This window comes from Azonexus sp. (assembly GCF_030824335.1).
In the GTDB taxonomy this organism is placed as follows: Bacteria; Pseudomonadota; Gammaproteobacteria; order Burkholderiales; family Rhodocyclaceae; genus Azonexus.
The window spans coordinates 39019-65001 of record NZ_JAVBXX010000013.1 but is presented as its reverse complement, the minus strand read 5'-3'; the positions used below and the strand labels follow the sequence as shown (position 1 = coordinate 65001).

The window sequence follows — 25983 nt, the reverse complement described above, 5'->3', positions numbered from 1 at the left end:
GCTTAGTCGCCGCCACCGCCGCATCCTCCGCCGCCACCATCGCCGGCATCTCCATCGCTGGTATTTCCGCTGTTGCCGCTACTTCCCGTATCGCCACTGCAGCCGCTGCTGCAGCCGATGTGGCTGGCACAGAAACCACTGCCGCTGGCGCTGTTGTGACCGCTGCGGCAGTCGAGCTGATAAACGAAACCACCGGCGATGCCCAAAGCAGCGTCGATGGCAAACAGTCGAGGCAGCCGCGCCGGCTGTTTCGGGTCGATGCCTTCGTGGGCGCAAGCCAGTCGCCAACTGCGTTTGATGCTGTCGCTGGCAACCCGCGGTGACGCCATGGCTTCGGCCGGCGTATGGTGCAGGAAGCGGCCGAAAGCCCGGCGGCAGAAGCTGTCGTATTGCCGGGTAAACAGAATGAATTCGTGCCAGGCATCGTCCACCGCCTGCGACGGCATCGCGACCATGCGCCGGCCGGCTGCGTTGCAGATCCGGAAATAATCGCGTAAGGCATCGAATACCTGGGCGCGCTGAGCCGCATCCAGTTCGGGGCGCCGCGCGGCTAGCCGGTGATCCAGTCGTTCAACGAGCGCGAAGTCTTCGATGAAGCGGGCGCGTCCGGCCTGCTGCCACTTGCGCCAGGCCAGCCAGAGCAAGAGCAGGAATGCGGCAAACAGGACGAATTTCATCAGCGCACGTCGAAGCAGAGATATTTGACCTCGAGATATTCCTCGATGCCGTATTTCGATCCCTCGCGGCCGATGCCGGATTGCTTGATGCCGCCGAACGGGGCGACTTCGTTCGAGATCATGCCGGTATTGACACCGATCATGCCGTATTCCAGCGTTTCGCCAACGCGCCAGCTACGCCCGATGTCGCGCGTGAAGAAATAGGCGGCCAGGCCGAATTCGGTATCGTTGGCCATGGCTACCGCTTCGGCTTCGCTGTCGAAACGGAAGAGCGGGGCGAGCGGGCCGAAGGTTTCCTCGCGTGCCACTTTCATGTCTTTCGTCACATCGGCCAGTACCGTCGGCTGGAAGAAGTTGCCGCCGCGTTCGTGGCGGGCGCCGCCACACAATACGCGGGCGCCCTTGGCGAGTGCATCGGCAACATGCGATTCGACCTTGCTCAAACCGGCGGCATTGATCAGCGGCCCTTGCGTGACGCCGGCCTCGCTGCCCGGCCCGACTTTCAGCTGGGCGCTTTTTTCGGCGAACTTGGCGGCAAATTGCTCGTAAATGCCGGATTGCACGAGGAAGCGGTTGGCGCACACGCAGGTCTGGCCGGTGTTGCGATATTTTGCCGCCATCGCGCCGTCGACCGCAGCATCGACATCAGCATCGTCGAACACGATGAACGGGGCATTCCCGCCGAGTTCGAGCGACAGTTTCTTGATTGTCGGTGCGCATTGGGCCATCAGCAGGCGGCCGACTGCGGTCGACCCGGTAAACGACAGCTTTCTGACGATGGGGTTGGCGCAGAGTTCGCCGCCAATTTCCGCCGGATTGCCGGTGACGACGTTGAAAACGCCCGCTGGAAAACCGGCCTGCTCAGCCAGCACGGCGAGGGCCAGCGCGGTCAGCGGGGTCGATTCGGCCGGTTTGACAATGACCGGACAACCCGCTGCCAGCGCCGGAGCAACCTTGCGGGTAATCATGGCAAGCGGGAAGTTCCACGGCGTGATTGCGGCGCAGACGCCGATCGGCTGCTTGACGACGAGCAGGCGCGTGCTGGCCGCCGGGCTGGGAATGCTTTCGCCGTAGGTGCGCTTGCCTTCTTCGGCAAACCATTCGGCAAAGGACGCGCCGTAAATGACTTCGCCCTTGGCTTCAGCCAGCGGCTTGCCGCCTTCGGCAGTGATCAGGCGGGCCAGGTCGTCGGCATTGTCGAGAATCAGTTTGTTCCAGGCTTGCAGCAATTGCGCCCGACGCCGTGCCGTCAGTGCTTTCCAGGCCGGCCAGGCGGCATTGGCCGCGTCGATGGCGCGGCGTGTTTCAGCCATCCCGCAGCACGGCACTTCGGCGATGGCCTGACCGCTTGCCGGGTCGATGACGGTCAGCGTTTTTCCACTGTCGGCAGCGACCCACTTTCCATCGATCAGGTTGGTCGACCGCAGAAGATCATTGTTTTGCAAGTTCATGGTCTTGAAAAATCCTGTAAAAACGTTAAGTTATCGTTACTTCCAAGAAATGGCTTTAACCAATGCGCCGTTCCTCGCTGCTCGCTGTCCTGTTCCCGGTTCTGTTGCTTGCTGCCTGCGGCAGCCCGGCACCACGTCCGCCGTTGGCCGAGAGAACTATAACCCAAGCCCCGCGAGCGGTCAGCGGCCAGGCCGCCGAGGTGGTGATGTATGCCATGTCATTGATCGATATCGGCTACCGTTTTGGCGGCAAGAATCCGGAAGCCGGTCTCGACTGCAGCGGCATGGTCAGCTACATCTTCGATCAGGCGGCTGGTCTCAAGGTGCAGGGGAGTGCGGCTGACATCGCCCGGCGTGGGCGGCCCGTCGAACGCCATGAATTGCGTCCCGGCGATCTGGTTTTTTTTAACACCATGAATCGTTCCTTCTCGCATGTCGGTCTTTATATTGGTGAAGGGCGCTTTGTTCATGCGCCGTCGACCAACGGCCGGGTGCGCATCGAGCAAATGACCAATCGCTACTTTGCCCAGCGCTTCGAAGCAGCGCGCACCTTGCTGGACTGAAAGACGGGTTTGTCTGATCGGCGTTGTTGTGCTTAGCCAGCGCCTTTGCCGGCACCGCGGCTTTGCCCGACGCAAGATAAGCCGCAAACCGGCATGGACGGCGTACCTTCAAGAGGTTAGAATCACGCCTTTCCGCCCGTAGCTCAGCTGGATAGAGTACTGCCCTCCGAAGGCAGGGGTCGTGCGTTCGAATCGCGCCGGGCGGGCCAGTTATTTGACAAATAGAGCCACCCACTGAGGTGGCTTTATTTTTGCCCTGAACATTCCTGAAAAATTACGCTGCTATCGTGTGTCTTTTCATACGATCAGACATGAGCTTCCATGCAACGTCATCACATACAAATCAACAACTATCCGGCGGTCGATGGGCCACAGCGTGGGGCCTTGCTTTTTGTGCACGGTGCCTACACGCATTCCTCTTATTGGGAATTCAACTTTATTCCGTTCTTCCGGCAACAGGGATTCGACTGTTTTTCGCTGGATTTGTCAGGGCACGGGGCGAGTGAGGGGGCGGAGCGGCTGGACGAGTTCGGGATCGATGATTACGCCGAAGATATTGCGCATGCAGTTAGCCGCATCGATCAGCCGGTGACGATTGTTGCGCATTCGATGGGCTGTCTGGCGACGCAGCGTTACCTGGAACAGGGTTCGGCGCGTGCGGCGGTGTTTCTGGCGCCGGTCCCGGTGACCGGGACGACGGGCAGTGCGGCTCAACTGGCAATGCGTTTTCCCCGTTATTTTGCAGCGCTTGACGAAGTGGTCAGCGGTATCTTCTCCGAGGAAAACAATGATTTGATGGCGAAAATCTATTTTTCGCCGGATGCGACGGGCGACGATGTTTTGGCGTTTTTACCTACAGTGGGCCCGGAGTCACAGCAGGCGGTGATGGAAATGGCCATGTTGGCCACTCGTCCGCTAGCGCGCCGCCAAAAGCTGCCGGTTTTGGTGATTGGCGGCGAAGCGGATGCGATTTTCCCGCCGTCGCATCTGTTCTTTGTCGCGCTGCCCTGGCAGGCCAATGTGATCCGGGTGCCGCAGGCCGGTCACATGCTGCCGATCGATAGCAACTGGCAAACTGTCGCTCAGCACATTCTGGAATGGGTGCCGGAAAACTGAGTTGATTGCCGGTCGGGTGTTTGTTGTTGGCGCTTCCGGCGGGTGGTATATTCGCCGCCAATTTTCTTGCGGCTTATTTAACTTAAATCCATGTCACGCAAACTGAATTTTACGGTCGACGAAGAAGACGGCATCTTTATCGCCCGCTGCATCGAGCTGGATATTACGACTGACGGCTACAGCAAAGAGGATGCCGTCGCCAATTTGCGCGAGGCGCTCGATTGCTACTTTGCCAATCCCGATGCTCGTCTGGACCATTTCCTGGCGCAGGATGATGCAGATGCTGACAAGGTCTGAGCACGCATAGCCTGCCATCGCGACAAAGCCACCGGACCGGTGGCTTTGTCGTTTCAGGGGGCTACGGTCTCGTACCTCAAGCGGGCAGGCTCAGGATGAATGAGGCCCCTTCACCCGGTGTGGCCGGTTCCAGCACGACATTTCCGCCGTGACGCCGGGCCAGTTCGCGAGCCAGATACAGGCCGAGACCGGCACCGGATATGCCGGTCAAGCCGTCGGCCCGGATGAATTTGTCGAACACCCGTTCGCGGTCCTCGGGACGAATGCCTTCGCCGTAGTCGCGTACACGGATGGCAATCATGCCGGGAATCAGGTTCGGCATGAGGCTGATCAGCACCGGACGGTCTTTGGGCGAGTATTTGAGAGCGTTATCGACCAGGTTGTTCAGCGTGACATCGAACAAGTGTCGGTCGCAGCGCAAAAGAATCGGGGTGTCGGGGAGTTCCAGCTGGATGCGGCGTGCGCCGGCCAGTGCATCATCGCCATGGGTTTCCTGGATAAAGGCTCGCACGTCAATTTCTTCCAGGCGTAAACTTGCCCCGTCGGCGGTCAGGCGCTCATCCGCCAGGCAGTTTTCCAGCAGGTTGAGCAAGCGGCTCACTGCCTTGCGGATTTTGCTGGTTTTGCCGACCAGTTCCGGTTCGCGTTGCACCAGGTTTCGGTCGAGCCGTTGTGCTGCTGCATCAATGATGGCAAGTGGCGTCCGGAATTCGTGGGACAGCATGGCGACCAACTGGCGTTGCCTGGCCAGGCCGGATCGCTCGGTATTCAATGCCTCTTCCAGTTGTTCCTGAAGCACGCTGCGGGTCTGGATTTCTTTTTGCAGTTCCGCTGTGCGTTGCGTGACCCGCTCTTCGAGTTCATGTTCGATGCGCTGCGCTTTCATCTTTTCCCGTGTCCATGCCACCTCTTTTTCGCGCTCGATTCGCCAGGTTCGATGAATCAGCAATGCGGGAAACATGATCAGGTGAACCAGTGTGGCTGTTTCGGTGCCGTATTCGAGCAGGAAATTGCTGTCCAGCCAGTTTCTGCGGTGCAAGTGATGCATCAGCGCATTGCCTAGCCATGGCATGAAGGCGAGTGAGTACAAGCGCCGTTCCTTGTCTTTCCAGCCCAGGTAGATAACCAGTGGAATTCCCAGGGCGGCAATCGGCAGTCCGGCGAAATTCAGCATGTGACGGATGTCATGCCAGTCAAGTACGAGGCTGAGTGGTGCCGAGATAAAGTAAGAAGCCGCCAGGGCCAGCATGACCGGATAAAGCCAGGGAAGGTTGCGCCGAATGGCAAAGATGTAGGTGAAAAACAAAAAGTGCACGGCAATCACCGGGCCGGTCAGCCAGCTCTGAGCCAGATCGTTCATGTTGCCCGATGCCGGGTAAAGGAACTGGCTACCAAAGCCCGCGTTGACCAATAGCAGGATGGCACTGGCCAAAGCGTTGATGCCGTAAAGCAGATAGATGTACTCACGCAGTCGCAGCCAGGCAATGAGTGCAAAAGCGCTGAGTAGCAGGATGGTGCCGCCGTTGATGCCGTAGATCAGGTAATCCAGCGCCAGCATTTGTTTGAAACTGCTGTCCGTCCAGCGGTCGAGGTGCAGGCTGCTCGGGTCGCTACTTTCAATGCGCAGGTAAGCAGGCCGACTGCTGTCGATGTCGGGTGGTATCGAGAAGGTAAATAGACGATAAGGCCATTCCCGTTCGCTGAATGGCAGCTTGTCGCCACTCTGGCGAACTTCGTAGTTGTCGCCGCGTGGCAGGTAAAGCGTCAATTTGTCCAATTGGGCTGGAGATACTCGCAGCCAGTTGCTTGGCTGTGCATCGTCTGCGCCTGTCAGGCAGAAGCGAAGCCACAGGACGTCGCGGGTAAATCCTCCGGTCAACTGCCCCGCCAGGGGAATAAATGCGCCAGACTGTGCAGGGGAAACAATTTCCTCGATGCTCAGTCGTCCGCCGGGGTCTCGCAGTAGCGCTTGCCCCTGAATGTCCTGGTGCGCTATCCGGCTGTTTTCCTGGGTGCCGGTTTGTGGGCAGGTCGTTGCGTGGGCGGGGGGCGTTACCTGAAGGACGCAGAGCAACAGTAGTGCCAAGAGATGGCGAAAAATCCGGTATTGCCGACCTGGCTTGCCTCTTGAGTCATGTGCCGAGGCAAGCGAAGGGTTCAGGTCATCTGCGGAGTCGACTATCATTCGCGGATTGTGCCACGAAGGGGAGAGTCCGCTTTCGTGTGTAGCCAGGCGGTCACTCATGTAATGCTTCGGTATATGGCAACAAAGGGGAATGGACGGTGGGGAACTGGGCAGGCAAGCGACTGGAAATCTGCGTGGTCGAGGATGAGGAGGATCTGCGGGAGGAAATTGTCGAGTCCTTGCAGGAGGCAGGTTTCAATGTGCGTGGCTTCCCCGCCTCGCGGGAGCTATATGCTTCTTTGCTGATGGCGCGTTGCGACATCGCAATTCTGGATATCGGCTTGCCTGGGGAGGATGGATTCTCCATTGCTACGCGTCTGCGCGAACTGGGCAGTATTGGCATCATCATGCTGACTGCACGCAGTCACATGGATGATCGTTTGCTGGGTTTGCAATCAGGCGCCGATGTCTATCTGGTCAAACCGGTGGATTTTGTTGAATTGGAGGCCGTGGTCCTGAGTCTGGCTCGCCGCGTCGTTGGCAGTGATGCAATCTCTGCCCCGCCCCCCAATCATGCGCCTAGCGGTTTGAGCCGCCTCTCTGCTGATGGTTGGTCATTCATCGACTCGAGTGGACGCTCAATGTTGCTGACCGTGCAGGAGAGCCTGTTTCTGAAGGCTCTTTTTGCGCATCCCAGAGAAACGGTTGTGCGTGAAGACCTGATGCTGGCCATCGGTGCAGACCCTTACGAGTCCGATTTTCATCGCCTCGATGCACTGATCAGCCGTTTGCGCAAGAAAGCCAGCGATCAGGGGGTTTTCCTGCCGTTGCGGACGGTGCGTGGCTGCGGTTATCAGATCGCCGATTGACTGTTGCCTCTGCGTATTGGGCGAGTCTGGCGCGCTGTGCGTTCAGGATGGTGCCGACTCGTAAGCGGCCAGTGTGATTCCCGCATGCAGCAGGTAATCCCGCACCGCCTTGATGTCCTGGCGGCTACAGGTGGTGCTGTTGTGCGGGTGGTGCAGGATGCCTTCGATACCGTTGAGGGTGACCTTGAAGCGTGCACCGTGGCCGGGTTGGATATCGGCCCCGAGGTGGGTGAGCAGGGATTCGATTTCGCGCCAGTGAACATTGGCCGGCAGGGGATCGACGAAGATGCTGCGCATCAGGTGGGCGTGCTTGTGGCTCATGGCTAAGCTCCCGGAAATGGATACAGCCATTTTATGCTTTTTGCGGTCGACCGTCAGGTCAGGGTGATTTTCAGCAGGGCCAGCGCAAGCAGTGTGTAACCGGCGGCAACCAGATCGTCGGCCATGACGCCAAAACCGTTTTTGACGTGTTCGTCGAAGTAGCGTGCGGGTTGCGGTTTGGTGATGTCGAAGTAGCGGAACAGCACAAAAGCGGCGGCTTGCCACAGCCAACCGTCCGGTGTCAGCAGCAGGATCAGCCAGAACGGGACGATTTCATCCCAGACGATGCTGCCGTGGTCCGGATCGCCGAGCGCCCGGCCGGCCACATCAATGAACCAGATACCGGCAAGGTAGGCAGCGGCGAGCAGGAAAAGCAGCTGGCCGTCGGTGAACAGTGGTTGGAAAAAACCGAAAGTCACCCAGGCGAACAGCGTGCCGAATGTACCGGGCGCCCAGGGGGCCAGTCCGCTACCGAAACCGCAGGCGAAGAAGTGCGCCGGGTGGGCGAACAGGAAACGCAGGCTAGGCGGTTTCTTGGGCAAAATGGTCGTATCCGGTGCGGGGAAACTCGACGGGCTTGTCGTCCGGGTCGAGTACGGTGACTGACCCCGGCGTGCCTGCGCTGATTTCGCCGATGCACCACAGCGGTAATTCGAGCCGTGCGGCAATCTGGCCGATGGCGAGATGCTGCTCGAACGGCGCGGTAAACACCAGTTCGTAGTCATCGCCGCCGCTCAACTGGCATTCGAGTGCCATGCGTCGCAGGTCGGCGTTGTAGCTTTCACCCTTGGGCAGATGCGGCAGTTGAACCAGCTTGACGATGGCCGCGCAGCCGGAACGTTCACAGATATGCCCCAGATCGGCGAGCAGGCCGTCCGAAATGTCGATGGCCGCGTTGGCGACGCCGATCAGTGCCTGACCGAGCGCGACGCGCGGGCGGGGTTTTTCCAGTGCCGCAATGCATAGGCGCGGCCAGGGTTCCGGCAATTCGATCCGGCCCTGCAATTGGGCGAGGCCCAGGCTGGCCAGTCCGGGACGTCCGGACACCCAGATCTGGTCGCCGGCCTTGGCGCCGTCGCGGCGCAGTGCCTGTCCCGGTTCGATTTCGCCAATCGCCGTGATGCAGACGTTCAGCGGTCCCTTGGTAGTGTCGCCGCCAATCACATCGACGCCATATTCCGCCGCGCAGGCAAAAAAACCTTCGGCGAATTTTGCGATCCAGGCCTCGTCGACCACGCCCTGAAAGCTACGGGGCCTTGGGCTCAAGTCCCCTTGGGGGACAGGAAGGGCTCCGGCCAGCGTGACCCAGCGTGGTTTGGCGCCCATCGCGGCGAGATCGGAGAGATTGACCGCCAGCGCCTTCCAGCCCAGGCGGGCAGGGTCTGTGTCCGGCAGAAAATGCGTGCCGGCGACCAGCATGTCGGTGGTGACGGCCAGTTGTTTGCCCGGACTTGGCGCGATCAGCGCGCAATCATCGCCCGGGCCGAGCACCGTTGCCGGGGTTGGCCGGGAGAAGTATTTGGCGATCAGGCCAAATTCACCGGGCATCGTTTCAACGGCCCTTGCGGCGGGCGGCGACTTCGTCCGGACGGATCACGGCAGCGATCTTGTCGAGTACGCCATTGACGTACTTGTGCCCATCGGTGCCGCCGAAGGCCTTGGTCAGTTCGATACCTTCATTGATGATCACGCGATACGGCGTTTCGGCATGGTTGATCATCTCGAAACAGCCCATCATCAGCACGCTGGCTTCAACCGGCGAGAGTTCGGGAAAAGGCCGGTCGATGTGGCTGGCGATCTGGGCGATCAGGTTGGCGCGCTGGTTGATGACGCCGCGCAAGGTGCCGACGAAGAACTCGCGGTCAGCCTTGGCAAAACCTTCCATTTCCGGGGCGTAGGCTTCAATCGCGGCTTCGTCGGCGCCGCCGACTTGCCACTGATAGAGGCCTTGCAGCACCAGTTCGCGCGCCCGGCGACGAGCCGACTTGGGCGGGGCTTTCGGGGTCTGGTCTTGATCGTGATCGGTCATTGGGTCAGTGCTTTCTGCAGATTGGCCATTTCAATGGCAGCTTGGGCGCAATCGGTGCCCTTGGGCAGCATGCGGACTTCGGCTTGTTCGTCGGTGTCGCAGGTCAGGATGCCGTTGGCGATCGGCACGCCGGTATGCAGTTGCAATTCCATGATGGCGCGGCAGGCGTCGTTGGAGACCACCTCGAAGTGATAGGTGTCGCCGCGGATGACGGCGCCGAGGGCGACCAGGGCATCGAACTTGCCGCTTTGCGCCATGCTTTGCAGGACCAGCGGGATTTCCAGGGCGCCGGGAACGGTGGCGATGGCCATGTCGTCATCGGCCACGCCGAGGCGCTTGAGTTCGGCGATGCAGGCAGAGAGCAGGCCTTCGCAGACGGGCAGGTTGAAGCGGCTCATCACGACGCCGACGCTCAGGCCGGTACCGTTCAGGTTGTTGTCGTATTCGTAAACGTTGTCAAAGCGGGACATGGTTCAAAGCTCGGCGGGAGAAGAGACAAAACCGGTGACTTCCAGTTGGAAGCCGGTCATGGATGGCATCTTGCGTGGGCTGGAGAGCAGGCGCATCTTGGTCACGCCCAGGTCGCGCAGGATTTGTGCGCCGATGCCGTAACTGCGCGGATCCCACTTTTGCTGCGCCCGTGGGGATTTTGCATGGGCTTCGCCGGTCAGGCGAGTGAGCAGGGCTTCACCATCTTCCGGGCGATGCATCAGCACGATGATGCCGTGGCCGTTTTTAGCCAAGGCCGCCTGGGCTTCGTCAATCGAGAAGGATTGCACCTTGCTGCCGGGGTCGAGGAAATCAAGTACTGACAGCGGTTCATGGACGCGAACCAGCGTTTCGCCATCGGCCGGGATGTTTCCCTTGACCAGTGCCAGATGCGTTGCGCCATTGGCGCGGTCGACATAGGCGTGCAGGCAAAAATCACCGTGGGCGGTCGCTACTGTCTTGCTGACAATCCGCTCGACCAGGGTTTCCGAGGCCGCGCGGTAATGGATCAGGTCGGCAATGGTGCCGATCTTCAGGCCGTGCTCCTTCGAGAATTCGATCAGTTCCGGCAGGCGGGCCATCGTGCCGTCGTCGTTCATGATTTCGCAGATCACCGAGGCGGGTTCCAGGCCGGCCATGCCGGCCAGATCGCAACCGGCTTCGGTGTGACCGGCACGGACCAGCACGCCGCCTTCGCGGGCGGTGATCGGGAAAACGTGGCCGGGTTGCACGATGTCGTCGGCGACAGCCTGGCGGGAGACGGCGGTGCGGATGGTATGCGCCCGGTCGGCTGCGGAAATGCCGGTGGTGACGCCTTCGGCGGCTTCAATCGAGACGGTGAAGGCGGTACCGTACTGGGTCTTGTTGTTGCGCGCCATCTGGGTCAAGCCAAGCTTCTTGCAGCGTGCGTCGGTCAGCGTCAGGCAGATCAGACCGCGCCCGAATTTGGCCATGAAATTGATTGCCTCCGGGGTGACGTGCTCGGCGGCCATGACGAGGTCGCCTTCGTTCTCGCGGTCTTCTTCATCGACCAGAACGACCATGCGGCCGGCCTTCAGTTCGGCAACGATTTCTTCGGTAGAGGCAATGGCGGGATGCGGGGGCATGGGATTCCGGGGAGGCGAAAAAGGGTTGCTATTTTCGCAGAAACAGGGGGGGGCAGGGAAAGTTTACTATTGGCGGCAGGGACTTGCGGGTATTGGTCGGGGTTGCCCGGCCAGGGCTCAGTCTGCTGCGTTACGTTGTGTTGTGACAAATTCAATGATGTCGGCAGCCGGCAGTGCCCGACTGTACAGGAAGCCTTGCAGGGCATCGCAGCCGAGTCGGGACAGGAAGTCTCGCTGGGCGCAGGTCTCCACCCCCTCGGCAACGATTTCCAGCCCCAGGTTATGCGCCAGTGCGACGGTGGCTGAGCAAATTGCCGCATCGTTGGTGTCGGTTTCGATGTCTTTGACAAAGGAACGGTCAAGCTTGAGCCGGTGAATGGGCAGGTGCTTGAGGTAAGCCAGCGACGAATAGCCTGTGCCGAAATCGTCAATGGCCAGCGTGATGCCCATATCGGCAAATTGTTGCAGGATGTCCCGAGTCAGTTCCGGGTTCTGCATGGCGGTACTTTCGGTGATCTCGAGTTCGAGATCGCCGGGTGCCAGTTCGTAGCAGTCCAGGATGCCGCGTACGATCAGCGGCAGATTTTCGTGACGCAATTGCTGGGCAGAAATGTTGACTGCAACCCGCAGGTCATTCAAGCCGGCATCATGCAATGTTCGGATGTTGCGGCAAGCTTCCCAGAGAATCCAGTCGCCCAGCGGCTGGATCAAGCCACTTTCTTCTGCGATCTGGATGAAGCGCACCGGGGATATCTCGCCAAGAACCGGGTCGTGCCAGCGCGCCAATGCTTCGAGGCCGCAGATGCTGCCGGTAGCCACACTGATTTGTGGCTGGAAATGCAACATGAATGGTGAATGCTGGGGTGTGATGCTGGCCAGCGCCTGACGCAATGCATTTTCCATTTGCAGGCGTTCGCCGGCAGCCTCGTTCATCTGGTGGGCGTAAAACTGGTAGTTGTTCCGCCCGGCATCCTTGGCGTGATACATCGCCACGTCGGCGTTGCGCAGCAGGGTTTCGCGGTCCACGCCATCATCCGGGTAAAGACTGATGCCGATACTCGGTGTGGCATACAGGCCGTGCGGGCCGATGGTGTGAGATTGCTCGGCGAGATAGCGCTGAATTTTGCCGGCCATGGAGGACGCCATCAGGATGCCGTCAATGTCGGGCAGCACAATGACGAACTCATCGCCGCCAAGACGGGCCACGATGTCGCTGCTTCGTACACATTCGCGCAGACGGGTGGCAACACTTTTCAGCAGTTCGTCGCCGGTTGCATGGCCGAGCGTGTCGTTTACCGCCTTGAAGTGATCAAGATCGATCAGCATCAGAGCGAGCTTGGTGTGGGCGCGCTCGCATCCACGAATGGCAAGTTCGGTCTGAGACTCGAAAGCCAGACGGTTGGGTAAGTGAGTTAACGGGTCGTGGTAGGCAAGGTGCAGCAGCTTTTGGCTTGCCGCCATCCGTTCGCCGATGTCGGTGAAGGTTGCCACGTAATGGGTTAGCTGCCCGGCCTCATCGCGGACTTCGGAAATGACCAGCCAGACCGGATGGACGCTGCCATCCTTGCGTTGGTCCCAGATTTCACCGGTCCAGATGCCAGATTCATGCAGTGCTTGTTGCATCGCGCAGTAGAACTCGGGGGTGTTGCGGCTGGCGAACAGGATCTGCGGATTGCGGCCGAGTATTTCGTCCAGTCGATAACCGCTTAGATGCAGGAAGGCCGAGTTGGCGGCAATGATGCAGTTTTCGCCATCGGCGATCAGGACAGCCTCGCCGGATTGCAGGAAAAAACGCTGCAGGACGGCTGGGGCAAGTCCGGCTACTGCTTGTCCGACGGCGAGTGCATCCGCGTCAGTCACGATGCTTGCGTACCTGCCAATGTTTTCATTACTACGCTCTCAGACAAACCGCCATTGTGCCAGTACGGCGGACTTGTAGCGAGTTGCCGCACTTGGCACAGTGTTGATGTGCCGGGTGTTGTCTAAGGCGGGCGTTGGAAAACCAGGCAATTACACAAGATTCACACTCTGAACAAAGAGGCGGCTTGCGCCAGGCTCTTGCTACTTTCTTCCGTCTGGTTGGCGAGCCGCCAGGACGATTCGGCATCTTGGGCATTTTCGCCACAGAGTCGGGCAATGCGGTCAATTTGATTCGCCACTACGTCAGCGGCAACTTCCTGATTGATCACTGTCTGGGTAATGTCGCCGACGGCGGCGTTAATCGAATCCAGCGCACTATGGATTTCGATGATCATGCGGGCGGCTGACTCGGCCGTTGCTACGCCACTCTCGGCAAAATCTCGTCCAGCTTCCATGCAAGCTGCTGCCGAGGCGGTTTCCTGGCGGATTGTGCCCATGGTTTTCTGGATCTCTCCGGTGAAGTGGCGCGTCCGCTCGGCCAGTTTTCTGACCTCGTCGGCGACAACGGCAAATCCACGTCCTGACTCTCCGGCCCGCGCAGCTTCAATGGCGGCATTCAACGCAAGGAGGTTGGTTTGATCGGCAATTTCGGAGATAGCGGAAACAATCGCATCGACTTCGGCCGATTTTTTATCCAGTTCACGGATGTCGTTGGCTGCGATCTGGACTTGTTGCGCCACCTTGCTCATTTCCGCTGCCGTGCCTTTGACGATTTCGCTGCCTTGGTGGCCCAGTCTGGCGCCCGAGAGCGTAAGTTGCTGCGTTTCGGCGGCTCGTTGAGCGATGGCGTGGATATTGTCGACAATCTCGGAAATTTGCTCGCTAGCCTGACGTGTCACCTGATTTTGTTGTCCTGCACTCGCCGCGACGGATGCCGCCTTATCCAGCAGTATTGCGGTCGACACGATATTTTGCTCACTTTGTGTCCTGACGGAATTGGCAAACTGGCGCATCGATTCAAGAAGTTTATTCACCGCTCGGGCAATATCCGAGAGTTCGTCGCACCCCTTGACGGGAAGTCGCTGTGTCAAATCGTGTTCTCGCTCGATTTGCAGCATGCCATCCAGCAGCTCGAACGTATCGCGACTAATCGTTTTTAGTACTGCGCCGCCAAACACAATGGCCGTCAGAATCCCCACGCCGATGATGGTCGCAATCAGATTGAGGGTCATGCGGTAAATTGCGTCGGCTTCCTGGCGTTTTTTCTGGGTTGAGGACTCGATTGCTGCCATGAGATCGTTTCTGCTTTGTTTGATCGGGCTGTAGTACTTGTTCCCCACCGTGTTGATCAGTTCGTTCAGGCGCCCTGCATCACCCGCGAGCAGGGCCTGCTCAACCGGGCGCAAGTAATTCTCGATAAACGTACTGACGGTGCTGACAAACGCCCGGATGACCACGCCGTTGTCGGTTCGGTCAGCGAGTTTTTTAAGCGCCTCGATGTCCTGCAGGGTTTCCTGATTGTTTTCGCTCAGCACCTTGCCTTCCTTGACTAGATTGGCGCTATCGGTGTTATTGCGCGCTTGAGCCAGATGCAGGCGCGAGTCAAAAACCTTCACGTTAAGGCGCCCGACGATAACGATCACCGATTCGTCTTCGACCACCTGCTCAGTGACTTTGTGATTGACGACCGTGCCATAAATGCCAAGCCCGCCAACAGCCGACATGGCCAGACAAAGCAGGAAGAAAGTCAGCGCCAAACGCGTTCTGATCGTGAGATTTCTTAGCATGCTTTTTTCCTCGGGGTTTTATGCATTACTGATCTGTTCGTACGCGGCCGGGAAGGCAATCCGGATATCAAAACCTCTGCCATTTTCATAACAGGGTGAGTGGAGGGAAAATTGCCTGCCGCATTGCCCAAGAATCGTGTCTACGATGGATAAACCGATACCGGAGCCCGATTTCGTCTGGTCCGCTCGAACGAATCGATCACACAGGTTTTTTAATATTTCATCCGGTATTGCGGCGCAGTCGTTCCTGATGCTCAAGGTAGCATCGGCCGACAACTTGATCTGCAATGGGCTGTCGGGGGAGGCATAGCGATCCGCATTTTCCAGTAGATTCTGGATGACGATACCTAGCGCATCGAGATCACCCATGACCCACACGGCGTGCTTCGGGCTGGCAAACTGTACTGAACGTGGCGATCTGAATGAAAGGTCACGCACAAGCATTTCAATCAGCGCGCTCAAATTCATTTTTTCCACATTGAATGCAGCCCCTGATTCGGCCCTGGCCAGTTGTAACAACTTGACCGTCATCTGCTGCAGCCGCTCCATCATGCCTTTGGCGTCGGCTACGCGAGCTTGAGCGGACGGGCAAGTCAATTCCTCCCTGAGTACATCCAGTTGGGCCATTGCCGAGGCGATGGGGGTTCTCAATTCATGGGCACTATTTGCCGTGAAGGTCCGTTCGGCTTCAAGTGCAACTTTCAGTCGCGCCATCAACAGGTTGACGGTATTGCCCAGACCCATCAATTCACGGGGCAACACCTTGGTGTCGAGGGGGTGGAGGTCTCTGCTGCCGCGGGTTGAAAGTTCGTTATCCAGTTTGAAAATTGATTTCTGGACCGTTCTGACTGCGAAGTAGACCGCCAGAATAGCGAGCGGCAATAGCGCACCCAAGGGTAGAAGCAAGAGCCTCAGCGTGCTGTAAAAGGTACTTTTACGATGCCCCTTGCGCTCCGCCAGCTTGATCCAGTAAGCCCCATCCTTGCTTGATTCGACATAGAAGTGCTGATCGTCTGTTTTGTAAAAGCCAACTTTCAGGGGGGCTGCAAATGCTGTCTCTGGCGCAATATGCGAGCGCATCAGCATTGCACCGTCCTGACTGAATAATTGGTAAGTCAGATACTCGTCATGATCGCCGGGTTCCGCGAGTGGCAATTGCCGGTTCGATTCCTGCAACTGCAACTCGCGCACCGCGAGGGACAAAATCCGCTGCGAGGTCTCCTGAAGACTGCTGTCAAAAACCTCATTGGTTTCATATTCAAGCACCCAGGTCACTGAAGCAACGACGCCCAGCCACAGCGCAAGCAGCAGGAGAATCAACGAGTAATAAAGCTTTCTGGCGATACTTGGGCGCATCAACCATCTCCCGCCAAAAGTCGAGAGCATAAAACGCCAAGCTGAACATCAGCTTAAGGCGGTACGGTGTAGTCGGTTTGCGCTGAAGTGGTCGAAGAAATTATGGCGATGGAAGTCATGGGCTGAGATGGCCCAGACGTAAGAAACCCCGCTAAAGCTGCGCTTTGCGGGGTTCGGCGAGGTTTGGTACAAGCTCGTTGGCGACAGTATTGTTAGACGTTAAACAGGAAGTTCAGCACGTCGCCATCCTTGACGATGTATTCCTTGCCTTCGGCGCGCATCTTGCCGGCTTCCTTGGCGCCGGCCTCTCCCTTGTAGGTGATGAAGTCATCGAACGCGATGGTCTGGGCGCGGATGAAACCACGCTCGAAGTCGGTGTGGATGACGCCGGCTGCCTGCGGTGCGGTGTCGCCCTGGTGGATGGTCCAGGCGCGGACTTCCTTGACGCCGGCGGTGAAGTAGGTGGCCAGGCCGAGCAGCTTGTAGCCGGCGTGGATCAGGCGGTCGAGGCCGGGTTCTTCGAGGCCGAGGTCGGCCAGGAACATCTGCTTTTCCTCGTCGTCGAGGTCGGCGATTTCCGCTTCGATGGCGGCACAGACCGAGACGACTTCAGCCTTTTCGGTCGCGGCATGGGCGCGCACAGCGTCGAGCAGCGGATTGTTCTCGAAGCCGTTTTCGGCGACGTTGGCAACGTAGAGCACCGGCTTGCCGGTGATCAGGCAGAACGGCTTCAACAGCGCCAGTTCTTCCTTGGAGAAATCGAGGGCGCGGATGGCCTTGGCCTGATCAAGCTGGGCAAAGCACTTTTCCAGCACGGCGACCAGGATCTTCGCTTCCTTGTCGCCGGAGCTGGCCGGACGACGGTAGCGGTTGAGCGCCTTTTCCACGGAGGCCATGTCGGCCAGCGCCAGTTCGGTATCAATGACTTCGATATCGCGCAGCGGATCGACGCCGCCGGAAACGTGGATCACGTTGTCGTCGGCGAAGCAGCGCACGACATGCACGATGGCGTCGGTTTCACGGATGTTGGCGAGGAACTGGTTGCCTAGGCCTTCGCCCTTGGAAGCGCCGGCAACCAGACCGGCGATGTCGACGAATTCAACGATGGCCGGCTGCATGCGCTGCGGCTTGACGATTTCAGCCAGCTGGGCCATCCGCTTGTCCGGCACTTCGACGATGCCGACGTTCGGCTCGATGGTGCAGAACGGGTAGTTTTCCGCCGCGATGCCTGATTTGGTCAGGGCGTTGAACAGGGTGGATTTGCCGACATTGGGCAGGCCGACGATACCGCATTTGAGTGACATGGTTTTTCCTTTGGAGTCCGGTCAGACGGCTTTGCCGTGCAACTGTTGCTGGGCGCCGGCAAAGTCGCCGGCGGCAATTCTGGGCCAGGCCAGCAGACTGCGATGCAGGGCCTGTTCGATATCGGGCGCTTCTTCCTTGCGCGGCGGGTGGAGGACGAAGTCGACCACCTGTTGGGCAAGATTCAGGGTGCGTGGATGGCCGATGCCAAGCCGCAAGCGCCAGAAGTCGGGGGTGCTGAGTCGGGCCTGGATATCCTTCAGGCCGTTGTGGCCGCCGTTGCCGCCGCCCTGCTTGAGACGGATGCCACCGGGCGGCAGGTCGAGCTCATCGTGAATGACGAGAATTTCGGTCGGAGAAATCTTGTAGAAATTGGCTAGTGCCACCACCGATTGCCCGGAGCGGTTCATGAAGGTGCTCGGCTGCAGCAGCCAGAGTTCGCCAGCGCGCGCCGCCTTGCCGAAAAACTTGGCTTGCGGGGTGAGTGTTACCTTGAGCTGGCTGGCCAGTCGGTCTATGAACCAGAATCCGACATTGTGCCGGGTGGCTTCGTATTCCGGGCCGGGATTGCCGAGGCCGACGATGAGGCGGGGCGTGGTCATGGTTTCAGTACGTAAAAAGGCCGCCGGGGCGAAAAGCCTGCGGCGGCCAGTATAGCGGAGCGCCGAAATTACTCGGCGGCAGCGACGCCTTCAGCAGCAACAGCACCACCCTTGCCGACGATGCTGACCAGGATCGGGTCTTCACCACCGTGCTGAACCAGCTTGACGCCCTTCGGCAGCTTGACCTGCGAAGCGTGGATGTTGTCGCCAATGTTCATTGCGCCGAGATCGACTTCGACGAATTCCGGCAGATCGCCAGCCAGGCAATGGATTTCGATTTCGGTATTGACGTGGTTGACCAGGCCGCCGTTGAGCTTGACGCCCGGACCTTGTTCTTCGTTAACGAAGTGCACCGGTACCTTGATGTGCAGTTCGTGCGTCGCATCAACGCGCTGGAAGTCGATGTGCAGTACCAGCGGCTTGTAGGCGTGCGTCTGGTAGTCGCGCAGCAGAACCTGTTCTTTCTTGCCGTCGATCACGAGGTTGATGATGGAAGAGTGGAAGGCTTCCTTCTTCAGCTTCAGCAACAGGGTGTTGTGATCGGTTTCGATGGCGATCGGGGCGGCTTCGCCACCATAAACGATGCCCGGTACTGTGCCGGCGCGACGCAGGCGGCGGCTCGCACTCGTTCCCTGCAGATTGCGCGCATTGGCGATGACTTCGAATTGCATGTTGATGCTCCAGAATGGATTCCTGTTCCGCGACCAGAACAGGAAGTTAAAAAAACTTGCTAGCTACTTAGTCGATGAACAGCGACGAAACGGAATCGTCGTTGCTGATCCGGCGAATGGTTTCGGCCATGATGTCGGCCACGGAAAGCTGGCGGATGCGCGGGCAGGCAGCGGCATCGTCGCGCAGCGGAATGGTATCGGTGACGACCAGGGCATCAAGATCAGAGTCGTTGAGGCGTTCGATCGCCGGGCCTGACAGCACCGGGTGCGTGCAGTAGGCGACGACCTTGCTGGCGCCATTGGCTTTCAGCGCGGTGGCGGCCTTGCACAGCGTGCCGGCAGTGTCGACCATGTCGTCCATGATGATGCAGGTACGGCCGTCGACTTCGCCGATGATGTTCATGACTTCCGAAACGTTGGCTTTCGGGCGGCGCTTGTCGATGATCGCCAGGTCGCATTCGAGGCGCTTGGCCAGCGAGCGGGCGCGTACGACGCCGCCGTGGTCCGGCGAGACGACCATCGGATTGACGTAATTCTGCTTCATGATGTCGTCAAGCAGAATCGGCAGGGCGTAAATATTGTCGACCGGAATGTCGAAGAAGCCTTGAATCTGTTCGGCGTGCAGGTCCATGGTCAGCACGCGGTCAACGCCGGAGGCAGCCAGCATGTTGGCGACCAGCTTGGCGGCGATGGGCACGCGTGAGGAACGCGAGCGGCGATCCTGGCGGGCGTAACCGAAATAGGGGATGGCAGCGGTGATGCGGCCGGCTGAAGCGCGTTTCAGCGAGTCGACCATGACCAGGAGTTCCATCAGGTTGTCATTGGTCGGGGCGCAGGTGGATTGCAGGACAAAAATGTCGCGTCCGCGGACATGCTCCTGCAATTCAACGCTGACTTCGCCGTCGGAAAAACGGCCGACATTGGCGCGGCCAAGGTCTACGTTGAGTTGTTCTGCGACGTCGGCGGCCAGTTTTGGGTTGGCGTTGCCGGTGAAGACCATCAGGCTGTTGTAGGCCATTACCGCATTCCTCCGGACTTTTTGCATAGGCTTGCTTTTCGTCCGCCACAATGAAAATCGGGCAGGCTTGCGACCTGCCCGAAGGAAACTGGCTGAGGAGGAAGGATTCGAACCTTCGAATGCCGGAATCAAAATCCGGTGCCTTGACCAACTTGGCGACTCCCCAGCGGGTCGTTGAACGGGTTCGCGTTCAAACGAGGCGCAAATTCTATAGTGCGATTCTTCTGTTGTCCAGTCTTTTTATGGAATTTTTGCCAATGGATGTTCGGCGAGGCCTTCGGCAATCCAGCCTGTCATGCCTTGGGGTAGTCTGGAGAGTGCCGATTCGGCCGCTGCGCGTCCGGTAAAGCTGGCGAAAACACAGGCGCCTGAGCCGGTCATCATGGCGTTGCTTGAGTACTGCTTCAGCCAGGCGAGATGTGCGCCAACTTCAGGGAAACGGGTGCAGGCGACGGCTTCCAGGTCGTTGTGGCCGATGCCAGGGCGCCAGTCAGCCGCTTGCATGGCCGGGGTGTCGCGTTTGAGTTCGCTGCTACCAAAAATGGCCGCCGTCGGCACGTTGACTGCAGGATGCAGGACCAGGTAGCTGGCGGCCGGCAGATCGACGTCGCTGAAGTTTTCACCGATGCCTTCGGCAAAGGTATTGCGGCCATGGACGAATACCGGGACGTCGGCGCCTAGTGTCAGTCCCAGTTGTTCCAGTGTTTGGCGCTCGAGACCGGTTTGCCACAAGTGGTTGAGGGCGAGTAATACGGTGGCAGCATCGGATGAGCCGCCGCCCAGCCCGCCACCCATCGGCAGTTGTTTGTCGAGATGGATGGTGGCGCCTTGCCGGCAGGCCGTGTGCTGTTGCAACAAGCGTGCGGCACGCACGGTCAGGTCGCTGTCGGGCGGGACGCCCGGAATCGGCGTGGCGAGTACGATTTGTCCGTCGTCGCGCGGAGAAAAGGACAGTGTGTCGGCGCGATCAATGAAACGGAATACGGTTTGCAGCAGGTGGTAACCATCGGCCCGCCGACCGACCACATGCAGGAATAAGTTGAGTTTGGCCGGTGCCGGCCAGTGGCTGTTCCAGTTCCAGCACGGGTTCAAGTCGTTCACGGGGTGGTTTTCCAGGTTTCGATGCGCAGGCGCAGTTCCATGCCTTCGCCAAAAGCGCTCAAACGGCTCGGCGCTGTGTCCGGGTTGTCGTCTTCATAGGCGTATTCGATGTGCCAGCCGGCTTCCTGCAGCTTGAGCGGACGCCCCTGCGGGTCGCGCTCGATGTGGCCATCGCCATTTGGGCGGCCAAGCAGCCAGGCCGGCAGATGGCTGATTGGCAAGGGTTGGCCGGTGACTTCGGCGATCAGGCGTTCGGGATCGTCGGCTTCAAATGTCTTGCCATCACCGGTGCGCAGACGGGTTTTGTCGGGTGTTATTTCGATTTCGGCCAAGCCGATACCCAGAGGGTTGGCCAGCAGCACGCGGTCCATCCGGTTTTCGTGTGTCCAGCTCAGGCGACCACCCGAGGTTTCGTTTTGTCCGTCGGCGTGGGTGATTTTCAGCGCAAAACGGCCGTCGACCGCGAAATTCCGGATTTCGTCGCGCGGTGTATGCGGTAGCGTCGGGGCAACGGCGCAGGCGCTAAGGAAACTTGCGGTCAACAACCCGATCAGCAGGTTTTTCAAGGCTGGAATTTTTCCAGTGTCGCATTCAGTGCGCTGTTTTCCGGATTGCGCTGGCGGGCTTCCCGCCAGACCTTGCGGGCTTCGTCGCGGCGTTCGAGTGCCCACAGGACTTCACCCAGGTGCGCGGCAATTTCCGGGTCGGACTTGATGCGATACGCTTTTTCCAGCGTTTTCAGGGCTTCGGGCAGGAGGCCCTGGCGGTATTGCAACCAACCCATACTGTCCATGATGTAGGCGTCGTCCGGGGCCAGCGCCAGGGCGCGGGCGAGGAGTGTTTCGGCTTCGTCCAGTCGAACGTTGCGTTCGGCCAGCGAGTAACCGAGCGCGTTCAGGGCGTGCGGGTGGTCCGGGTGGCGGCTCAGCAGGTGCTTGAGGTGGACTTCCAGTGCTTGGTGGCGGCCCAGTCGTTCGGCGGTCAATGCAGCGTCGTAGCGCAGTTCCGGGTCGTCCGGGCTGTTGTTCAGTGCCTTTTCCAGTGCGGCGTAGGCGCCTGCCTGGTCGTCAGACTCGCGCAGCAACTGTGCCTCGGCAAGGGCTAGTTGGGTTCGCTCGGCGGGGTTGGTACCGCGTGTGTCGCGCAGCAAGGCCAGTGCTTCGTCGCGTTTTCCCTGTTTGAGCAGGAGAATCGCCAGGCGGGCGCGGGCTGCGATGTAGCGTTCGCCCGTGCTGACCTGGTGAAAGTGTTCCATGGCCCGGTCGGTTTGCTCCGCTTCCTGGGCGATTTGGCCAAGGAAATAGTGGATGTTGCTTTTGTCCGGGAAGGAAGTTTCCAGCAAACGTTCCAGTTGGACTCGGCCACTTGCCATGTCCCCGCTCTGCAGGGCAAGGATGGCTGTCGGGTAGAGAATGCTGGGTTCGTCCGGATTGTTCTTGAGCAGTCGTTCGTAATGCTGACGTGCTTCGGCAAAGCGCTTTTCGCTGACCAGAATCTGGCTCAGCGCCAGGCGTGCATCGTTGGCGCCGGGGTTGCGTTCGACAAATTGTGTTAACTGGTCGATGGCGATTTTCATGTTTGCCCGGCCGAGTAGCTTGGCATGGGCAATCGCCGCGATTTCCCAGTTCGGGCGCAGTTTGAGGGCGGCTTCGGTTTCTTCAGTGGCGCGCTTTTCGTCGCCGACGGCCAAGGCAGCCTGGGCCATGGCGAAATGCGCTTCCGGTATTGCCCGATAGGGGGCGGTCAGGTTTTCGATCAGTTCAAAAATGGCTGCCTTGTCGGTGATGCGCGCCAGCATGCGGTTCAGTTGCAGCAGGTTGGTCGGCAGATTCTCCTTGTCCGTTTTGAGCAGTTCGCTCAGCGGGGTGGCCAGAAGATCGATTTTGCGTGCCTGGATCAATAGCGCAACCTGCGCTTGCCGGGCTTTTTCGGAATCCGGTTCGATGCTTTGCCAGAGGCGGACGAGGCGCAGGCCGCGTTCATTGTGTCCGGCGAATCCGGCAATTTCGACCGCTCTGGCGATCACCCGAGGGTCGCGCGTGCGTTCGGCCAGGTCGGACCAGGCGTCAAGGCTCAGGTCGACTGCGCCTTGACGCAAGGCCATTTCGCCGATCAGCACCTGAAAGACCGTGCGCCCGAGCAGGTCTTCGGTGGATTGTTCGGCGGCCCGCGCAGGCAGGCTTGGCGCGAGGCTCAGAGCCAGTGACAGGGCGATGACAAGATGCTTCGGCGACATGGCTGCTTTCCGGATGGGGGTGCGTGTTTGAACGCATAATAACGGTTAAGTTTGCGATGTTATTTGGGATTGTGCAGAGGAACAAGCCATGCCGGAATTGCCGGAAGTCGAGGTATGTCGTTTGGGGATCGCGCCGGAGCTCGAAGGGGCGCTGATTCGCGCCGTGGCAATCCGCGTGCCGAAGCTGCGCCACGACATTCCGCCGTTGCTGCGCGAGGCTTTGCCGGGCTGCCTGATTGTCGCGGTGCGCCGGCGCGGCAAATATTTGTTGATTGATTGCCGGCGCGACGGTGTCGAAGGCACGCTGATCATTCACCTAGGCATGTCTGGTAACCTGCGCTTCGTGCCGCCCGACTTGGCGCCGGAAAAACACGATCATTTCGATCTGGTGCTGGATCGCCAGATTTTGCGTTTTGCCGATCCGCGCCGTTTCGGTGTCGTGCTCTGGCAGCCCGGGCCGCCATCTGCCGTTGCGACGCATCCGCTGATTGCGGTGCTCGGTGTCGAGCCCTTGTCGGCCGATTTTACGGTCGACGGCTTCTACGCGGCGATTTCGCGGCGCAAGGGGCCGGTCAAGCCGATCTTGATGGACAGCCATATGGTGGTCGGGATCGGCAATATCTACGCCTCGGAAAGCCTTTTTCGCGCGGGGATTTCCCCTTTGCGGGCAGCCAACCGGATCAGCCGCCTGAGCTACGATGTGCTGTTCGAGGCGATCCGGGCGACCTTGTCCGATGCCATTGCGGCTGGCGGCAGCAGCATTCGTGATTACGTCCATAGCGATGGCGGTGCCGGATGTTTCCAGATCCAGGCCGGCGTCTATGATCGTGCCGGGGAACCCTGCTTGCGCTGTGGCGGCGTGGTTCGTCAGGTGCGTCAGGCCGGACGCAGTACCTATTACTGCAATGCCTGCCAGCACTGAAAGGCGGCTGAAGATGGCCACTTTTATGCTAAATTGAACCCCCTGTATGTAGCCGGGGTCGCTCTTAATGTCGCTCGCCAACCAATTTGCTGTTTACACCGCGTGGCGCACGCTGCTGTCCAACGACATCGCCCAATTTCAGGCATGGTTGGGCCAGAATGAATTATCCGATGGGCAAATCGATCTGCGCCTGAGCCAGTTGCAGGATCGTTTGCGCGAAGACCGCCTGATCGTCGCTTTCGTCGCCGAGTTCTCGCGCGGCAAGTCGGAATTGATCAACGCCATCTTCTTCGCCGACTACGGCGACCGCATGTTGCCCTCTTCGGCCGGGCGCACCACCATGTGTCCGACCGAACTTTTGTACGATGCCGGCAAGCCGCCGGCTGTTGAATTGCTGCCTATCCAGACGCGGGCATCGCATTCCGGCATCAGCGAATACAAGCGCTTTCCGGAAGAGTGGACCGTATTGCCGCTCGATGTTGATTCGCCCGAAGGCATGCAGGACGCCTTGCGTCATGTCAGCCAGACCATTCGTGTCACGCCGGAAGAGGCCGGGCGCCTCGGCTTTGAAGTCGGTCAGGCTTCCGACCTGTATCGGGTTGGTGAAGACGGCATGGTCGAAGTGCCGCGCTGGCGTCATGCGCTGATCAACTTCCCGCATCCGCTGCTCAAGCAGGGGCTGGTCATTCTCGATACGCCGGGCCTCAATGCCATCGGTGCCGAGCCGGAACTGACCCTGTCGATGTTGCCGAATGCGCATGCCGTATTGTTTATCCTGGCCGCCGACACCGGAGTAACCCAGTCCGATCTGACGATCTGGAAGGAGCACATCTGCACCGGCGCTTCGGCGCGACGTGGTCGCATGGTCGTGCTCAACAAGATCGACGGGCAATGGGATGAATTGAAAACCGAAGCGGAAATCGACGCGGAAATCAGCCGGCAGGTACAAAGTTGCGCCGGTATTCTCGATTTGTCGGTCAACCAGGTATTTCCCGTGTCGGCCCAGAAGGGCTTGGTCGCCAAGATCAACAACGATGCCGTGCTACTGGAGCGCAGTCGTCTGGCTGAGCTGGAATCTGCCCTGTCGGGCGAACTGATTCCGGCCAAGCGTGAAATCGTTTGTGACAGCGCCGAGAGTGAATTCGGCGATGTCAGCCGCCGCATCCGTGGCTTGCTTGATTCGCGGATGGGCGGCTTGTGCGAACAGTTGACCGAACTGACCGAGTTGCGCGGCAAGAACAAGGGTGTGGTTGAGTACATGATGGGCAAGGTGCGGGCCGAGAAGGAAGAGTTCGAGTCCGGTCTGCAGCGCTACTACGCTGTGCGTAGCGTTTTTTCGACGTTGACCAACAATCTCTTTGGTCATCTCGGTCTGGATCGCCTGCGCCAACTGACCGGAGAAACCCGCGAACTGATGCTTGAGGCGAGTTTCTCGAAAAGCCTGTCGGGCGCCATGCGCACCTTCTTCGTTCAGGCGCGTGAGGCCTTCAGTCTGTCCGGGCACGAAATCAACGAGATTTTGACCATGATGGAGGCGGTGTACAAGAAGTTTGCCGTAGAGCATGGTCTAAAACTCGGTTCGCCGACGACCTTTTCCCTGCTGCGCTACGAGAAGGAACTGGATCGTCTGGAGGCTTGGTGCGACAGCCATCTGAACACGATGGTGACTTTGCTGACTCACGACAAGAAAAACATCACGCAGACTTTCTTCGAGGAAGTGGCCATTCAGGTTCGGCGGGCCTTTGAACGGGCGAACAAGGATGCCGAAGTCTGGCTGCGGGCGATCATGGCGCCGATGGAAACCCAGGTGCGCGAGCATCAGATCCAGTTGAAGCGACGTCTGGAGAGTATCAAGCGCATTCACCAGGCGACCGATACGCTGGAAGACCGGATTGCCGAGCTGGAAAGTGTCGAGAAGGTGCTGACTCAGCAGTTGGCTATGCTCGACGACTTTGAATTGCGTATCCGCGACTTGTTGTCCCCCGCACAGATGGAAGAGTTGCGCGCCGCCTGAGTTTGACCAGATGCTGCGGTCCACGCAAAAAAACCCGCGATTTTCATCGCGGGTTTTTTTGTCTGTGACTG

General features: G+C 59.2%; 25 protein-coding genes and 2 tRNA genes. 7 read left to right on the top strand and 20 right to left on the bottom strand.

The window, feature by feature from the left end:
• Positions 1–2: 2 nt before the first annotated feature.
• Positions 3–677 (bottom strand): hypothetical protein, encoded by a 675-nt coding sequence (locus RCI20_RS09665; RefSeq protein ID WP_306604812.1) that lies wholly within the window; start codon positions 675–677, stop codon positions 3–5.
• Complete coding sequence (locus tag RCI20_RS09660; protein WP_306604805.1) at positions 677–2128, bottom strand: NAD-dependent succinate-semialdehyde dehydrogenase; 1452 nt, start codon at positions 2126–2128, stop codon at positions 677–679. Before RCI20_RS09660 ends, RCI20_RS09665 begins: the two co-directional genes overlap by 1 nt.
• A 62-nt stretch (positions 2129–2190) precedes the next feature.
• On the opposite strand from RCI20_RS09660, the gene RCI20_RS09655 reads away from it, so the two are divergent.
• From RCI20_RS09655 to RCI20_RS09640, 4 genes are all read left to right on the top strand, one after another.
• Positions 2191–2691, top strand: coding sequence for an NlpC/P60 family protein (locus RCI20_RS09655; RefSeq protein ID WP_306604798.1), 501 nt, complete (start codon positions 2191–2193; stop codon positions 2689–2691).
• 132 nt (positions 2692–2823) lie between these two features.
• Positions 2824–2900: transfer RNA gene (locus RCI20_RS09650), tRNA-Arg, on the top strand.
• A gap of 112 nt (positions 2901–3012) precedes the next feature.
• Complete coding sequence (locus RCI20_RS09645) at positions 3013–3807, top strand: alpha/beta hydrolase (RefSeq protein ID WP_306604778.1); 795 nt, start codon at positions 3013–3015, stop codon at positions 3805–3807.
• Positions 3808–3897: 90 nt separating this feature from the next.
• The gene (locus tag RCI20_RS09640; RefSeq protein ID WP_306604775.1) at positions 3898–4104 is read left to right on the top strand and encodes a type II toxin-antitoxin system HicB family antitoxin; all 207 of its coding nucleotides are present in this window, start codon (positions 3898–3900) and stop codon (positions 4102–4104) included.
• Between the two features lie 76 nt (positions 4105–4180).
• On the opposite strand, the gene RCI20_RS09635 is transcribed toward RCI20_RS09640, so the two are convergent.
• Positions 4181–6190 (bottom strand): sensor histidine kinase, encoded by a 2010-nt coding sequence (locus tag RCI20_RS09635; protein ID WP_306604774.1) that lies wholly within the window; start codon positions 6188–6190, stop codon positions 4181–4183.
• Positions 6191–6387: 197 nt separating this feature from the next.
• Here RCI20_RS09635 and RCI20_RS09630 point away from each other — a divergent pair, with 197 nt between their 5' ends.
• Positions 6388–7098 (top strand): response regulator transcription factor, encoded by a 711-nt coding sequence (locus tag RCI20_RS09630; protein ID WP_306604773.1) that lies wholly within the window; start codon positions 6388–6390, stop codon positions 7096–7098.
• Between the two features lie 42 nt (positions 7099–7140).
• Here the strand turns inward: RCI20_RS09630 and RCI20_RS09625 are convergent, their stop codons facing one another.
• The 17 genes from RCI20_RS09625 to RCI20_RS09545 all read right to left on the bottom strand — a co-directional run bounded on the left by RCI20_RS09625 (position 7141) and on the right by RCI20_RS09545 (position 22976).
• Entirely contained in the window at positions 7141–7419 is a 279-nt protein-coding gene (locus tag RCI20_RS09625; protein ID WP_306604772.1) for a type II toxin-antitoxin system HicA family toxin, read from the bottom strand.
• Between the two features lie 53 nt (positions 7420–7472).
• Positions 7473–7961 carry a phosphatidylglycerophosphatase A gene (locus RCI20_RS09620; protein ID WP_306604771.1) on the bottom strand — a complete coding sequence of 163 codons (489 nt, stop codon included), beginning with the start codon at positions 7959–7961 and terminating at the stop codon, positions 7473–7475.
• Complete coding sequence (gene thiL / locus RCI20_RS09615) at positions 7942–8967, bottom strand: thiamine-phosphate kinase (RefSeq protein ID WP_306604770.1); 1026 nt, start codon at positions 8965–8967, stop codon at positions 7942–7944. Before thiL ends, RCI20_RS09620 begins: the two co-directional genes overlap by 20 nt.
• Before the next feature lie 4 nt (positions 8968–8971).
• Complete coding sequence (nusB, locus tag RCI20_RS09610) at positions 8972–9448, bottom strand: transcription antitermination factor NusB (protein ID WP_306604769.1); 477 nt, start codon at positions 9446–9448, stop codon at positions 8972–8974.
• A complete protein-coding gene (ribH, locus tag RCI20_RS09605; protein ID WP_306604768.1) occupies positions 9445–9918 on the bottom strand; it encodes a 6,7-dimethyl-8-ribityllumazine synthase in 474 nt (157 codons plus the stop codon). Before ribH ends, nusB begins: the two co-directional genes overlap by 4 nt.
• 3 nt (positions 9919–9921) lie before the next feature.
• Positions 9922–11043, bottom strand: a complete 1122-nt coding sequence (gene ribBA, locus RCI20_RS09600; protein WP_306604767.1) for a bifunctional 3,4-dihydroxy-2-butanone-4-phosphate synthase/GTP cyclohydrolase II — start codon at positions 11041–11043, stop codon at positions 9922–9924.
• 117 nt (positions 11044–11160) lie between these two features.
• On the bottom strand, positions 11161–12903 hold the full coding sequence (locus RCI20_RS09595; protein ID WP_306604766.1) for a bifunctional diguanylate cyclase/phosphodiesterase: 1743 nt from the start codon (positions 12901–12903) through the stop codon (positions 11161–11163).
• A 161-nt stretch (positions 12904–13064) separates the two neighbouring features.
• The gene (locus RCI20_RS09590; protein WP_306604765.1) at positions 13065–14690 is read right to left on the bottom strand and encodes a methyl-accepting chemotaxis protein; all 1626 of its coding nucleotides are present in this window, start codon (positions 14688–14690) and stop codon (positions 13065–13067) included.
• An 18-nt stretch (positions 14691–14708) separates the two neighbouring features.
• Complete coding sequence (locus RCI20_RS09585; protein ID WP_306604764.1) at positions 14709–16046, bottom strand: HAMP domain-containing sensor histidine kinase; 1338 nt, start codon at positions 16044–16046, stop codon at positions 14709–14711.
• 212 nt (positions 16047–16258) lie between these two features.
• Entirely contained in the window at positions 16259–17350 is a 1092-nt protein-coding gene (ychF, locus tag RCI20_RS09580) for a redox-regulated ATPase YchF (RefSeq protein ID WP_306604763.1), read from the bottom strand.
• Positions 17351–17371: 21 nt separating this feature from the next.
• The gene (gene pth, locus RCI20_RS09575) at positions 17372–17950 is read right to left on the bottom strand and encodes an aminoacyl-tRNA hydrolase (protein WP_306604760.1); all 579 of its coding nucleotides are present in this window, start codon (positions 17948–17950) and stop codon (positions 17372–17374) included.
• Positions 17951–18018: 68 nt separating this feature from the next.
• Positions 18019–18621 carry a 50S ribosomal protein L25/general stress protein Ctc gene (locus RCI20_RS09570; RefSeq protein WP_306604758.1) on the bottom strand — a complete coding sequence of 201 codons (603 nt, stop codon included), beginning with the start codon at positions 18619–18621 and terminating at the stop codon, positions 18019–18021.
• A 67-nt stretch (positions 18622–18688) separates the two neighbouring features.
• Positions 18689–19639 carry a ribose-phosphate pyrophosphokinase gene (locus RCI20_RS09565; protein ID WP_306604756.1) on the bottom strand — a complete coding sequence of 317 codons (951 nt, stop codon included), beginning with the start codon at positions 19637–19639 and terminating at the stop codon, positions 18689–18691.
• Between the two features lie 89 nt (positions 19640–19728).
• A tRNA-Gln gene (locus tag RCI20_RS09560) sits at positions 19729–19805 on the bottom strand.
• A 74-nt stretch (positions 19806–19879) separates the two neighbouring features.
• The gene (ispE, locus tag RCI20_RS09555; protein ID WP_306605028.1) at positions 19880–20731 is read right to left on the bottom strand and encodes a 4-(cytidine 5'-diphospho)-2-C-methyl-D-erythritol kinase; all 852 of its coding nucleotides are present in this window, start codon (positions 20729–20731) and stop codon (positions 19880–19882) included.
• A 5-nt stretch (positions 20732–20736) separates the two neighbouring features.
• Entirely contained in the window at positions 20737–21306 is a 570-nt protein-coding gene (gene lolB / locus RCI20_RS09550) for a lipoprotein insertase outer membrane protein LolB (protein ID WP_306604754.1), read from the bottom strand.
• A complete protein-coding gene (locus tag RCI20_RS09545; protein ID WP_306604752.1) occupies positions 21303–22976 on the bottom strand; it encodes a tetratricopeptide repeat protein in 1674 nt (557 codons plus the stop codon). The genes lolB and RCI20_RS09545 overlap by 4 nt, the downstream gene beginning before the upstream one ends.
• Positions 22977–23064: 88 nt before the next feature.
• Here RCI20_RS09545 and mutM point away from each other — a divergent pair, with 88 nt between their 5' ends.
• Together mutM and RCI20_RS09535 are read left to right on the top strand one after the other, a co-directional pair.
• Complete coding sequence (gene mutM / locus RCI20_RS09540) at positions 23065–23898, top strand: bifunctional DNA-formamidopyrimidine glycosylase/DNA-(apurinic or apyrimidinic site) lyase (protein ID WP_306604750.1); 834 nt, start codon at positions 23065–23067, stop codon at positions 23896–23898.
• 67 nt (positions 23899–23965) lie between these two features.
• A complete protein-coding gene (locus RCI20_RS09535) occupies positions 23966–25912 on the top strand; it encodes a dynamin family protein (RefSeq protein ID WP_306604748.1) in 1947 nt (648 codons plus the stop codon).
• Positions 25913–25983 lie beyond the last annotated feature (71 nt).

What these genes read in the sequence shown, in the direction of transcription:
- RCI20_RS09640 (WP_306604775.1), top strand. Translation starts at nt 3,898, where the DNA reads ATGTCACGCAAACTGAATTTTACGGTCGACGAAGAAGACGGCATCTTT.
- RCI20_RS09570 (WP_306604758.1), bottom strand. Translation starts at nt 18,621, where the DNA reads ATGCAATTCGAAGTCATCGCCAATGCGCGCAATCTGCAGGGAACGAGT.
- nusB (WP_306604769.1), bottom strand. Translation starts at nt 9,448, where the DNA reads ATGACCGATCACGATCAAGACCAGACCCCGAAAGCCCCGCCCAAGTCG.
- RCI20_RS09535 (WP_306604748.1), top strand. Translation starts at nt 23,966, where the DNA reads ATGTCGCTCGCCAACCAATTTGCTGTTTACACCGCGTGGCGCACGCTG.
- ychF (WP_306604763.1), bottom strand. Translation starts at nt 17,350, where the DNA reads ATGTCACTCAAATGCGGTATCGTCGGCCTGCCCAATGTCGGCAAATCC.
- RCI20_RS09665 (WP_306604812.1), bottom strand. Translation starts at nt 677, where the DNA reads ATGAAATTCGTCCTGTTTGCCGCATTCCTGCTCTTGCTCTGGCTGGCC.
- RCI20_RS09565 (WP_306604756.1), bottom strand. Translation starts at nt 19,639, where the DNA reads ATGGCCTACAACAGCCTGATGGTCTTCACCGGCAACGCCAACCCAAAA.
- RCI20_RS09545 (WP_306604752.1), bottom strand. Translation starts at nt 22,976, where the DNA reads ATGTCGCCGAAGCATCTTGTCATCGCCCTGTCACTGGCTCTGAGCCTC.
- RCI20_RS09590 (WP_306604765.1), bottom strand. Translation starts at nt 14,690, where the DNA reads ATGCTAAGAAATCTCACGATCAGAACGCGTTTGGCGCTGACTTTCTTC.
- ribBA (WP_306604767.1), bottom strand. Translation starts at nt 11,043, where the DNA reads ATGCCCCCGCATCCCGCCATTGCCTCTACCGAAGAAATCGTTGCCGAA.
- pth (WP_306604760.1), bottom strand. Translation starts at nt 17,950, where the DNA reads ATGACCACGCCCCGCCTCATCGTCGGCCTCGGCAATCCCGGCCCGGAA.
- mutM (WP_306604750.1), top strand. Translation starts at nt 23,065, where the DNA reads ATGCCGGAATTGCCGGAAGTCGAGGTATGTCGTTTGGGGATCGCGCCG.
- RCI20_RS09645 (WP_306604778.1), top strand. Translation starts at nt 3,013, where the DNA reads ATGCAACGTCATCACATACAAATCAACAACTATCCGGCGGTCGATGGG.
- RCI20_RS09585 (WP_306604764.1), bottom strand. Translation starts at nt 16,046, where the DNA reads ATGCGCCCAAGTATCGCCAGAAAGCTTTATTACTCGTTGATTCTCCTG.
- ribH (WP_306604768.1), bottom strand. Translation starts at nt 9,918, where the DNA reads ATGTCCCGCTTTGACAACGTTTACGAATACGACAACAACCTGAACGGT.
- RCI20_RS09625 (WP_306604772.1), bottom strand. Translation starts at nt 7,419, where the DNA reads ATGAGCCACAAGCACGCCCACCTGATGCGCAGCATCTTCGTCGATCCC.
- thiL (WP_306604770.1), bottom strand. Translation starts at nt 8,967, where the DNA reads ATGCCCGGTGAATTTGGCCTGATCGCCAAATACTTCTCCCGGCCAACC.
- RCI20_RS09655 (WP_306604798.1), top strand. Translation starts at nt 2,191, where the DNA reads ATGCGCCGTTCCTCGCTGCTCGCTGTCCTGTTCCCGGTTCTGTTGCTT.
- RCI20_RS09660 (WP_306604805.1), bottom strand. Translation starts at nt 2,128, where the DNA reads ATGAACTTGCAAAACAATGATCTTCTGCGGTCGACCAACCTGATCGAT.